Origin of the sequence: Paenibacillus cellulosilyticus (assembly GCF_003182255.1) — a bacterium.
Lineage (GTDB): Bacteria > Bacillota > Bacilli > Paenibacillales > Paenibacillaceae > Paenibacillus_T > Paenibacillus_T cellulosilyticus.
Genome location: NZ_QGTQ01000013.1, coordinates 55,906 through 68,239, shown reverse-complemented (window position 1 = coordinate 68,239; position 12,334 = coordinate 55,906). Strand labels below are relative to the sequence as shown.

The window sequence follows — 12,334 nt, the reverse complement described above, 5'->3', positions numbered from 1 at the left end:
GGAACTACAATGGCGAATGAGCAACGTAATGAAGGACAGGCCCATACGGGCGCTAACCTAGATGGAGAAGCGTCCAGCCCAACGGCAGAGCGTTATGTGGACGAGCTGTTCCCAGTTGATGAACAATGGACACGCGTACGTGAGCAGCTGGCAGCACATGATATGCCGGACATTTCGGTGGAGCCGGGGTATGGCCGCTTGCTGACCTTGCTCGTGCATGCTTCTGGCGTGCAGGATGCGCTGGAAATTGGTGCGTTGGGAGGTTATAGCGGGATTTGTCTAGCGCGTGGTTTGAAGCCGGGTGGAAGTCTTGTATCGCTTGAGCTAAAGCAGGAGTTCGCTGATGTGGCGCGCCGCAATATGGAGGCAGCGGGTTTCGGTGAGGTCGTTGAATACCGAATCGGCGATGCGAAGCAGTCGCTCGTGATGCTGGAAGAGGAGGGGCGGAAGTTCGACTTCTTCTTTATCGATGCGGATAAAGGGAGCTATCTGGACTATCTGGAATGGGCGATTAAGCTGGCGCGTCCGGGAGCAATCATTGCGGCGGACAATACGCTTCTTCGTGGCAAAACAATCGATCCTACTCGCAATGGCCCATCCGTTCTGGCGATCCGAGCATTCAATGAACGAATCGCCAACGATGAGCGGCTGATCGGTGCGATGCTGCCAGCCTATGATGGGCTTGCGCTTGCGGTTGTGAAGTAATATTGGCGCTCGCTAAGGGCTGCGGCAGCCTTCTGGCTTTGTTCAATCAGCCCTTGGCAGGTACCTTCAAACGTTTCAACAGCGTCTGATACACCCAGATGGAATTAGCGAACATGAGCACCGCCGACAGCAGGAACAGTCCCTGAATGCCAATCCAACCGGACAAAATGCCGCCTGTAATCGGACCAACCATGTTGCCGAGTCCGAGCGTACTGCTGTTGAAGCCGAATGCGCGCGATGCCATGCCATCGGGTGCATATTTGCGCAGCAAGGAGTTAACGGATGGGACGAGCCCGCCTAGAAAAATACCAAGTGCGAACCGAGCCAGCAGCAGCTGCCAGACGGTTTGCGCGAAAGCCTGCGGAATGAACATGACCGCGGCGCCAACGAGCGCGATGCCCAGTATTTTCTCGCTGCCAATTCGGTCGCTCAGCTTGCCGAGTATCGGCGAGGCGATCATATTGGACAAGCCTGTGACAGAGCCGACGAAGCCGGAGTAGAAGGCTAGATTTTCGGTCGTGCCGTGAAGCTTCTGGACGAGCAGCGGGATAAGCGTCATCGGGCTCATCATCGCGAATTGAATTAGGAACGTTGCGGCGAACAACGCTGGTATTTGCGGGACGCGGCTCAGCCTCTTGAATCCTTCTCGAATGGTCATTTGAGCAGCAGTGGCTGCTGCCTGCTTGTCAAACCGCTCTTTCACGATGAACATCGAGAGCAGCGAAGCTAGGAACATCATAATACCGGTTATGTAGAAAATCGGTCGGAAACCAACCGCATCAGCCATTAATCCGCCGATGAAAGGACCGAGAATCGTGCCTGCGATGCCGCCCGACTGCAGCGTGCCCATGGCGAAGCCGATCTTTTCCTTCGGTGTGGTAGAAGAGACCAGCGAGACCGAAGCAGGGTTGAATCCGGAAATCGTACCGTTCACCATACGAAGGACGAGCAGCTGCCAGGGCTGGGTGGCAAAGCCCATCATGACCATAACGATCGCCATTCCGAAGCCTGAACGAAGCAGCATCGGCTTGCGGCCGTAACGGTCAGACAGCTTGCCCCAGAACGGCTGGAATAAGAATGAGGTCACGAAATTGGCGGCGAAGATGAAGCCCGACCACATGGAAGTTTCATGCTCGCCTTTTAGCCCTAGGTCGCTCTGCAGGTAGAGTGTTAAGAACGGAACGATCATTGTCATTCCTGCCATTACGAGAAACTGGCCGACCCAGAGGACTGCCAGATTTTTTTTCCATTGCTCCACAATCATCTGCCTCCGTTCTCATGGTTGATGCGACAAGTGCTACCAGTATAGCATAACGCTTTATGGCGATTTTACGTATGGGCGCTACTTGAATTTCATCTGATCCTCATGTGATTGTCAAAGTATTGTCAACGATGGTCGAAGTATGACGGTTGTTAGCTCTTCCCAAAACGGGCATAATGGAAACGAAGAGATAATAGCGGAAATGGGGAACGGAAATGAGCTTCAACGACCGATTTATTCGTGCCGTACGGCAGGAGCCTGTCGATCGCGTGCCTGTGTGGTACATGCGGCAGGCGGGACGTTACGACCCCGATTATCGGAAAATTAAAGAGAAATACTCGCTGCTTGAGATTTGCCGGCAGCCGGAGCTAGCCGCTGAGGTAACGATGATGCCGATACGGAAGCTCGGTGTGGACGCGGCTATTTTATATTCGGATATTATGAACCCAGTAGCATCGATCGGGATCGATTTTGATATTGTAGCCAATATCGGTCCAGTTATTGCGAACCCGATTCGCAGCGCAGAAGATGTGGAGCGGCTGAAGCCGATTGACGTTGAGGGCGATCTCGGCCATGTAATCGAGACGATCCGTATTCTCGACCGTGAGCTTGATGTGCCGCTTATTACGTTCGCAGGCGCGCCGTTTACGATTGCGAGCTACTTGATAGAAGGACGTCCGTCGAAAAATTACTTGCGTACGAAAGCGCTTATGTATAGCGAACCGCAAGTATGGTTTAAGCTGATGGACAAGCTTGGCGATATGGTTATCGCATACCTGCGTGCGCACATGGCGGCAGGCGGCAAAGCATTCCAGCTGTTCGACAGCTGGGTAGGCGCACTCGCGCCGCATGACTTCCGCACGTTCGTATTGCCGACCATTGAACGGATCTTCGCGGAGCTGTCTGATTTGCCGCAGCCGAAAATTTACTTCCCAGGTGTCGCATCTGGCGAGCTATTGACAGAACTTCATAACGTGCAAGCTAATGCGATCGGACTCGATTGGCGTGTATCGATTCCAGAAGGCAGACGCCGTCTGGGCGGCAAGTTTGCCGTACAAGGCAATCTTGATCCGGTTGTACTGACAGCACCGCAGTCTGTAATTGAAGCGCATGCCAAATCTATTATTGATCAAGGTCTGGAGCAGCCAGGTTTCGTGTTCAACCTCGGACATGGCTTGTTCCCAGAAGCTTCGCTGGAGAAGCTGAAGGATTTGACCGCATTCGTGCATCAATATTCGGCTGATGCAATTGCAGCAAGCCGCCCAGAGGGAGCGAAAAGTCATGTCTAATCGAATCGGCGTTCTTGTGATGTCTTACGGGACACCACAAAGCATGGATGATATTGAAGCGTATTACACGCATATTCGCCGTGGTCACGCACCTACGCCAGAGCTGCTTGAGGAGCTGCGCGGTCGTTACGAAGCGATTGTAGGCGGGGTGTTCCCGCTGCGCGAGAATACGGATCGCCAAGTCGCAACGCTGCAGGATAAGCTGGAGCAGGTGGCACCGGGCCGCTATGTATGCTATCAAGGACTGAAACATGCGCATCCGCTTATTGAAGAAGGCGTGCAGGCCATGGCGGCTGATGGCATCAAGCAGGCGATCGGCATCGTATTGGCGCCGCATTATTCGGTTATGAGCGTAGGCTCTTATTTGAAGCGTGCGAAGGAGCAGGCGTCGGAACTCGGCATTGAATTTACTGGCGTTGAATCGTACCACCTGCATCCGAAGCTCGTTGCAGCACTGACGGAACGCGTAACGGATGGACTGCAGAAGCTTGCCGATACAGTGCGTGCCGAGAAGAACCATGCAGAAGGCGTGAAAACGAAAGTATTGTTCAGCGCGCACAGCCTGCCGGAGAAAATCCGCGAGATGAACGATCCCTATGAGAAGCAACTGCTGGAAACGTCCGAAGCTGTTGCGCAAGCAGCAGGGGTAAAGGACTGGCAGTTTACGTGGCAAAGCGCAGGCAGAACGCGCGAGCCGTGGCTTGGACCAGACATTCTGGAGACGTTCCGCACGCTGCGTGAGGAAGGCTATGAAGCAGCGCTTGTAGCTCCGATCGGCTTCGTATCGGACCATCTAGAGGTGCTGTATGACCTCGACATCGAGGCCAAAGCATTCACAGCTGAGCTGGGCATGTCGATGGAACGTATCGCGATGCTGAACAGCGATCCATACTACATGGAGGCGCTGGCAGATTCAATCGCCGAAGCGGCTGCTAATCTGGGTAACGCTTAATAGAATAGCTCAGGAACAAGCGGGGATTGAAGACAATTGTGCTAGTCCAATAGGACGGTATGGTTGATCTTCAATCTCCGTTTTTTATTGCAACATTTCATCTTTACGCACAACAAGTAAGCTTTGCCCCGCAGGGGCACGCGACTCCCAGCACGCCGCGACTTTCCGCACCTCTGTCCATCCCACGTTTTTCCTTCCGGGGTCCCGGGGTTGGGAAACCCCGGGGGTCCTCCCTAGCAGGGAGGATTTAGGTGGGTAGAACTCTTGAGGAAAAAACAGGGGTTAAAAGGGGCAGAGCCCATTTGCCTCCTTCATGGACGATTGGAATACTGGTATAATGGGTAAGTCCCTAAGAACTACCTATTCTATTAGAGATAACTGTTCATAACGGAGGTTATTCGTTCATGTATGTATCGCGTTCGGACACTCACCAGCAGAACAAGAAGAGGCGAAGCCGTCGCTTTCGAAAACTAGCGGCTATTAATCTAGCAATGTTAGCCGTTATTCTTATTCTCGGCGCTGTATTCTGGTCCACGATTTTCCCTAATAAACAATCGGGATCGAATACGGAAACGGCTCAGCACAACGATTCATCTGCAAATGAAGAACAGAAAGATGAAGCGACTCATACAGATGATGCGTCTACACCAAATGCAGCAACTGACGAGCAGACGTCCTCGGATGAGGATGCTGCTGAGCAATCGGCTTCAACAACCGACACCGACACCGACACCGACACCGACACCGTAACAGATGGGAGCGGGACGGAAGCGAATGAAGGCAACGCAACGACAGATTCAAGCGTTGAGGGAGCAGGTTCGACAGGCGCCATTGGAAGCAGCACAGGTTCCACAGGTTCAATTCGCCTCGCATTTGTAGGTGATCTATTGTTAGGCTCGAGTGTTGAAACGACAATGCGCAAGCAGGGGCTGGATTATCCGTTCTCTGGCGCACTTGATTATTTGTTAAGTCCGGATATAACGGCTGGCAATTTGGAGAATCCGATTACGACAAGAGGCATACCAGCGGCCAATAAGCAATATGTGTTCAAGGGGTCACCTGATTTGCTTCCGCCGCTGAAGGAAGCCGGTTTCGATATTGTAAGTCTCGCCAACAACCATACGCTGGATCAAGGGACAGAAGGGCTGCTTGATACGATTGCAGCTTTAAAAGATGCTGGAATTGCGAATGTAGGCGGCGGCAATGATGATACGGAGGCATTCGCGCCTGTCGTGCTTGAGGCCAATGGGATTAAGGTTGCGTATCTTAGCGTTAGCCGCGTCGTGCCAGAAGGCAGCTGGAAAGCCGATAAGAACCATCCAGGTGTAGCAGAGGCTTATGATTCTACGAGGGCGGTTGCAGCAATCGCTAAGGCGAAGCAAGAGGCTGATCTCGTCGTAATGATGGTGCACTGGGGAGTTGAGCGTGCAGATCAGCCCGTTGAGCATCAGACGACGCTGGCGCGGCAGTTTATTGATGCTGGCGCCGATCTCGTCATTGGCAGCCACCCGCATGTCATGCAGGGCTTTGAACAGTATAAAGGCAAATGGATCGCATACAGCCTTGGCAATTTTATATTCAATGTAACGACAACGCCTCGGACGAAGGAGACCGGTGTGCTGGATGCGGTCTGCACGAAAGACGGGGAATGTAATCTTACCTTCCATCCGATGGTATCGGATCAATCAAGACCTGCGCCTGTGGAGCCGGAGAAGGCGAAGGAGCTAACGGATTATTTGACGAGCATTTCGAAAGCATTCGGCGTGAAAGTCGATGAGGCTGGCATTATTACTGCACAATGATGTAAAGCGGAATGACTTTGATTAAGCAGAGTGACTTTGAGTAAACGGAGTGACTTTGAGCTCCGCTCAAAGATCCTGATGTCACGCTCAAAGGTCCTGATGTCATGCTCAAAGATCCTGATGTCAAAGAGGAGTGACTTTGAGCTCCGCTCAAAGATCCTGATGTAAGGAGGAATGCAGCCGTGCGTAATCCATGCGTGGCGCATCGTGGCTGGTCTGGTAGAGCGCCTGAGAATACATTGGCAGCCATCTCGCTGGCATTAGAGGAGAAGCATTTATTTTGGATTGAGATTGATGTGCAGCTGTCGAAGGACAACATTCCAGTCGTCATCCATGACTATACACTGAGCCGCACCACGAATGGAATGGGAGAAGTGAAAGCCTATACCGCTGATCAGCTCCAGCAGCTGGACGCTGGGGAATGGTATAGTGATTCATACCGCGGAGAGCCTGTTCCTACTTTGGAGCAGGTCCTTGCGCTTACCTGTGGCCGCTGTCGTCTCAACGTCGAGTTGAAGACAGACGGACGATATCCAGGTCTTGCACATGAGGTGCTAAAACTGCTGTATCAATATGGCCTTCAGCATGATGTGGTCATTACTTCTTTCTATAAGCCAATCCTTCAAGAGGTGCGGGCATTGTCTCCGGACATTTCGGTTGGTCTCATCATTGACGGTTGGCGGGATACGCTTATCGATGAGTTGAAGGAACTTAGGGCAGACTTCTTATCGCTTGGATATCGGCAGTTGAATACAGAGCGTCTGCAAGCGCTGCGCACAGCGTCAATTCGGACGATGCTTTGGACGATTAATGATGTTCGAACGATCAAGAAATACGCAGCTATGGATGCTGAAATTATGATTTGTACCAACTACCCTGAGAAGTGGCGCGAAGCAGTTATTCCGAAGAAGAAGAACTAGTGGAGCGAAACGGATAAGGTGAAAGGTAAGGCGAAAGTATGATAAATGGATTAATAGATACACTCCAGCCGCCGATTTGGCTGTTCGATGATCCTTCTGGCATTGGTTATCGAGCCATTATTGGTGCAGTAGGAGGAGCTGCGATTGCGTGGGTATCAGTTCGGCATCGAGCCTTGTCGAAACGAGGCGCAATTGCTGCAGCCGTAATGGGGATGGGCTATACGGCATTTGGCGGGCTAGTGTGGATGGGCACGCTGCTCGCCTTTTTCATGACGTCTTCCTTGCTTTCCAAATGGAAACGAAAACAGCATCGAAAAGCAGCGGCGGAATCGTTATACGAAAAAACGGGCGCAAGGGATGCGAGCCAGGTATGGGCGAATGGAGGCATCGGATTAGCGCTTTGTATCGGGAATGCACTGTTCCCTCATATCGGCTGGTTATATGCATTCGTTGGTGTTATGGCAGCAGTCAATGGCGATACTTGGGCGACTGAGCTGGGCTCGTTGAGCCGAAAACCGCCAGTGTCTATACGGACAGGGAAGCGCGTTCCGCCTGGGACGAGCGGTGGAATTACAGCGGCTGGCAGTCTTGCAGCCGCGGCAGGGTCGTTGTTAATTGGTTTGGCTGCCGCTTGTTTGATGTTAGTTGGGTCGGCTTGGCAGGGGTATGGTGGATGGACAGATCTACCGATTTTTAGCGTTATCGTGGCAGCATTGTTCGGTGGGATCGCTGGAACTTTTTTCGATTCACTGCTCGGTGCCTATGCACAAGTTATGTTTCGATGCTCGGTGTGCGGTTCTGAAACAGAACGTAGCATTCACTGTGATGCGGCTTCTCAGCCTCTGCGGGGGTGGCGAATCATGGATAATGATGCGGTCAATATCGTCTCTTCTTTTGTCGGAGGAGTCATTGCATGGGGAATCAGCCAATGATTTGGCTGATTTTTTTGTTTCGAAAAGCATTTATGTAGTGCAACAAAATGTATCCGAAAACGGTTTATAAAAGCATTGACAAGATCGTAAAGCAATCCTATAATCACGAGTATAAGCGTTTGTAAGCAGTTACATTACCAAAATAGTTATCAATAACATCGTGATGATGGCTGACACTTGTGGAATGCGGTTCAATTCGCTTATTTTTATTCACACCACACGAAAACGATTTCGAAGCATCGACAAAATCTGCTTCACCTGCCTGAATCGTTACCCTTCTTTAATCTCTCTTTAATCTCTAAAGAAATCTTGTAATACCTCTCGCATCAATTCATTAAACAATGAATGCCCGCATTTACCTCTTACACAATCGTTTAAACCGAATGAACCGAATCGAACAAGTTTTGCAAATGGAATAGTGATGCATAAATCTGCTAATTGTCGTCATTTATGGCGGCTTTTAAATAATGAAATGGGAGCAGTGTGTGGATCGCAGCAAGTTAATTACAACTGTTGGAGTCGAGCATTTTTAATTATTCAGTTTAAAGGGGGAACAACATGAATGAAAACGCTGCCATCTGCTGGAACAACCCAAAATGTTGACGTACCCGGCCTTAAGAAGAAACAACGCTTTTGGGCCGGAATCGTACGTGAGAAATATTTGTTGTTGATGTCTATTCCTTTTGTCTTATGGTTGTTCGTCTTCAATTACCTCCCCATCTGGGGCTGGACCATGGCGTTTCAGAATTACAAACCAGCGAAATCTTTCAGTGAACAGAAATGGGTTGGCTTCGATCAATTCAAAACGCTTTTTCATGATCATGATTTCTATTTGGTGCTTCGAAATACGCTTGCGATGAGCGTGTTGGGGTTGATCGCGGGATTCACGATTCCGATCTTGTTCGCGATATTGCTGAATGAAGTGAAGAGCATGCCTTTCAAGCGAGTAGCCCAGACGATCACTTATTTGCCTCACTTCGTGTCCTGGGTCGTCGTAGCCGGCATTGTCACGAGCATGCTGTCGCTCGATGGCGTCGTCAACAATTTGCTGATATGGCTGCACATCATCCACGAGCCAATCCAATTTATGGCCAAGGAGCATTGGTTCTGGGGCATCGTAACGGGTTCTGATATTTGGAAGGAAACGGGCTGGAATGCGATCATCTTCTTATCGGCTATCACAGGTATCGATAAGGAACTCTATGAGGCGGCCAAAGTCGACGGAGCCGGTCGGTTCAGGCAGATGTGGAACATTACGCTTCCGGGTATCCGATCCACCATCATGGTGCTGTTCATTTTGAGCGTCGGCCATCTGCTCAACAACGGATATGAAAAGCAATTGCTGCTCGGGAACAGTTTGGTTGTTGATTATTCGCAAGTGCTCGACTTGTATGCACTAAACTACGGGATAAAAATCGCACACTTCTCTTATGGTACCGCTATCAGCATGTTTAATTCCGTAGTCAGCATCCTCCTGTTGTTTACGGCGAACGGCTTCTTCAAGAAATTCGCGAAAGAAAGCATCATGTAAGGGGGACAGGCATATGTTCAGCAAATCTATTAACTTGAATTGGGGCGAACGCTCCTTCAATATCATCAACTACACGGTGATAGCACTGATGGTCGCCGTCACGCTCTATCCGTTTATAAACGTGCTCGCTATATCCTTCAACGATTCAATCGACACCGTTCGCGGCGGCATTTATTTATGGCCAAGGGAGTTTACGCTGAAAAACTATAATACGATTTTCAGTTATACCTCTCTTCTCACCGGATTCAAAATCTCGGTCCTTCGGACGTTGATCGGCACGTTGATCGGCCTGATGAGCGCTTCGATGCTGGCATACACGCTAAGCCGGACGGACTTCAGGAGCCGAAAATTCATATCGGTGTTCTTGGCGCTCACGATGTACTTCTCCGGGGGTTTGGTTCCGATTTATATTCTGATGCGTGACCTGCACTTAATCGGCACATTCGCCATTTATGTGCTGCCGGGATTGGTTAGCGCCTTTAACGTATTCGTTATTCGCTCCTATATCGATGGATTGCCTTATGCGCTGCAAGAATCCGCCAAGCTAGACGGTGCCAACGATTTTCAAATTTACTACAAAGTGATTCTTCCACTCTGCAAGCCGGTGCTGGCGACAATCGCCTTGTTCTTGGCCGTCGGACAGTGGAATGCCTGGTTTGATACTTATTTGTACAATGGCAACAAACCGTCGCTCACGACCTTGCAATATGAGCTGCAGAAAATATTGGACAGCACGCAGCAAGGCAGCGCAATGAACAATGCGAATGACTTGGCGAAACAAATGGCGCAAGTATCGCCGGAATCTATCAAGATGGCCATTACGATCGTCGTCACCGTACCGATCTTGGTCGTGTATCCGTTCCTGCAGCGGTATTTCGTAGGTGGTATGACGCTTGGAGCCGTAAAGTCTTAACCTCCGGCTCGTCTGCGCTCATTCGGTACAAACAGGCAATTGCCTGAGTACAATATATGCTTGATCATCTATAAGGGGGAAGTACAATGAAGTGGAACAGCACAAAAACACTTTCAGTGCTAACGCTTTCAAGTATCCTGCTGCTTAGCGGATGCGGTGGTGGAAACAACGACAACAGCAGCTCTACGAGCAGTCCTACAACGAGTACTAGCGACACAAGCAGCTCTACGAGCAGTCCTACAACGAGTACTAGCGACACAAGCAGCTCTAGCGACAACACAAGCAGTCCTTCTGATTCGGCCGACTCCACGAAAATGGACACGTCTCCGATTGCGTTCTCGTTCTTTGGAGCAGATATAAGCCCGAACTGGAACAATATGCAGGATGACGTAGGCAAGGCAATCACCGCGGCAACAGGCGTTACGATCAACGCGGAATTCGACGTCGGCGGCGGCGGCGGCGAAGATAAAATCTCTTTGATGGCTGCTAGTGACCAATATCCAGATATCATCTTTTCTAAGGGCAATCTTGGCAAATTGGTTGACGCCGGCGCCATCATCGACTTGACCGATCTGATTGATAAATATGCTCCGCACATTAAAGAAATTATGAAAGACAGCATGAATCGCATGAAATATAGCCTGGACGACCAAGCGATCTATGCGATCCCGACGAACGGCGGCGTTAATAACGAAAGCTTCGACGCGACCGGCGGATTCCAAGTTCAGCTTCGCGTTCTGAAGGAGCTCGGCTATCCGCAAATCAAGACCGTTCAAGATTATGAGAACGTGCTCAAGGAATATGTGGCGAAGCATCCGACGACGGACGGCCAACCAACAATTCCGCTTCTGCTCAACGGCGATGGCTGGAAGAGAATGATCACGGTAACGAACCCTGCCTTTATCGCGACCGGAGCACCGGACGACGGCGAATATTACGTCAATCCGGAGACGTACGAAGCGCAGCTGCATTATTATCGTCCGGAAGAAAAGGAATATTTCAGATGGCTGAATCACATGTATAATGAAGGTCTGCTCGACAAAAATTCCTTCGTTCAGAAGGATGACCAGTATCAAGCTAAGATCGCGAGCGGCGCTGTTTTGGGTCTGATTTCGCAAGAGTGGGAATACGGCAATGCCGAGAACTCGCTCAAGTCGGCTGGAAAGAATGATGCGACGTACGGCCACTTCCCGGTAACGCTGAGCGACCAATACCAAGATCATGAACTGGTATCTGCAGGCGTAGATTTCTACGGCATCAGCATCACGAAGGCGTGCAAGGATCCGGTTCGCGCCATTCAGTTCCTGGATTGGCTGGCTTCCGATGAAGGCCAAGTCCTCAACAACTGGGGTGTGGAAGGCAAGCAATATACACTTGATGCGAGCGGCAAACGCGTTATTCCAGATGATGTGAACAATGCGAAAGTAAACGACAACGCCAACTTCTCTAAGTCCACTGGTATTGGTCTGTATACGGCCTTCGCTCCGCACTACGGCGACGGCGTGAAGGATTCGACGGGCAACTACTACACGACGAATTTCCCAGAACAAATTATTGCGAGCTATTCGGACGCAGAGAAGGAAGCGTTGGCAGGCTACAACGCGACGACGTGGAAAGACCTGTGGCCGAAGGATCTTCCGGTCAAGGAATGGGGCGCTCTGTACAACATGCAAGTTCCGACGGACGGAGAGTACCAAGTCATCTATACGAAAACGCAGGCTATCGTCGACAAAGATGTTCCGAAGGTAGTTCTGGCTAAGACGGAAGACTTCGACAAAGTTTACGACGAGTTCATCGCCGATCTCGACAATGCTGGCGCGAAGAAGATGGGCGAAATGTACACGGCACTCGTTAAGAACAGAGTTAAGCTGTTCACAGGCAAGGACGTTCAGTAAAACAATAAACGTTAAACTAGATGAGTTGAAAGCAATACTCGGCATTCAATACTCTATTTTAACTAGTGGATAAAGGGTCGTCCCACTGACGACCCTTTTCTAATACCACTTCATGCTACCTTATGCTTACGTAG

The 12,334-nt window shown here is 50.5% G+C and carries 10 protein-coding genes; 9 read left to right on the top strand and 1 reads right to left on the bottom strand.

From position 1 onward, the window contains the following. Nucleotides 1-9 precede the first annotated feature (9 nt). A complete protein-coding gene (locus DFQ01_RS16950; RefSeq protein WP_110045079.1) occupies nucleotides 10-705 on the top strand; it encodes an O-methyltransferase in 696 nt (231 codons plus the stop codon). 46 nt (nucleotides 706-751) lie between these two features. Here the strand turns inward: DFQ01_RS16950 and DFQ01_RS16945 are convergent, their stop codons facing one another. Beyond that, on the bottom strand, nucleotides 752-1,963 hold the full coding sequence (locus DFQ01_RS16945) for an MFS transporter (RefSeq protein ID WP_110045164.1): 1,212 nt from the start codon (nucleotides 1,961-1,963) through the stop codon (nucleotides 752-754). Between the two features lie 218 nt (nucleotides 1,964-2,181). On the opposite strand from DFQ01_RS16945, the gene hemE reads away from it, so the two are divergent. The 8 genes from hemE (at nucleotide 2,182) to DFQ01_RS16905 (ending at nucleotide 12,200) form a co-directional block, all read left to right on the top strand. Then, entirely contained in the window at nucleotides 2,182-3,255 is a 1,074-nt protein-coding gene (gene hemE, locus DFQ01_RS16940; RefSeq protein ID WP_110045078.1) for a uroporphyrinogen decarboxylase, read from the top strand. Further along, nucleotides 3,248-4,207 (top strand): ferrochelatase, encoded by a 960-nt coding sequence (hemH, locus tag DFQ01_RS16935; RefSeq protein ID WP_110045077.1) that lies wholly within the window; start codon nucleotides 3,248-3,250, stop codon nucleotides 4,205-4,207. The genes hemE and hemH overlap by 8 nt, the downstream gene beginning before the upstream one ends. A gap of 404 nt (nucleotides 4,208-4,611) precedes the next feature. Next, complete coding sequence (locus tag DFQ01_RS16930; RefSeq protein WP_110045076.1) at nucleotides 4,612-6,009, top strand: CapA family protein; 1,398 nt, start codon at nucleotides 4,612-4,614, stop codon at nucleotides 6,007-6,009. 182 nt (nucleotides 6,010-6,191) lie between these two features. Next, on the top strand, nucleotides 6,192-6,929 hold the full coding sequence (locus tag DFQ01_RS16925) for a glycerophosphodiester phosphodiesterase (protein WP_110045075.1): 738 nt from the start codon (nucleotides 6,192-6,194) through the stop codon (nucleotides 6,927-6,929). 38 nt (nucleotides 6,930-6,967) lie between these two features. Then, complete coding sequence (locus tag DFQ01_RS16920) at nucleotides 6,968-7,861, top strand: DUF92 domain-containing protein (RefSeq protein WP_110045074.1); 894 nt, start codon at nucleotides 6,968-6,970, stop codon at nucleotides 7,859-7,861. 562 nt (nucleotides 7,862-8,423) lie between these two features. Continuing rightward, a complete protein-coding gene (locus DFQ01_RS16915; RefSeq protein ID WP_110045073.1) occupies nucleotides 8,424-9,392 on the top strand; it encodes an ABC transporter permease in 969 nt (322 codons plus the stop codon). Between the two features lie 13 nt (nucleotides 9,393-9,405). Next, nucleotides 9,406-10,305: a carbohydrate ABC transporter permease gene (locus DFQ01_RS16910; protein WP_110045072.1), complete on the top strand. Its 900-nt coding sequence runs from the start codon at nucleotides 9,406-9,408 to the stop codon at nucleotides 10,303-10,305. Between the two features lie 86 nt (nucleotides 10,306-10,391). Further along, the gene (locus tag DFQ01_RS16905) at nucleotides 10,392-12,200 is read left to right on the top strand and encodes an ABC transporter substrate-binding protein (protein WP_110045071.1); all 1,809 of its coding nucleotides are present in this window, start codon (nucleotides 10,392-10,394) and stop codon (nucleotides 12,198-12,200) included. Nucleotides 12,201-12,334 lie beyond the last annotated feature (134 nt).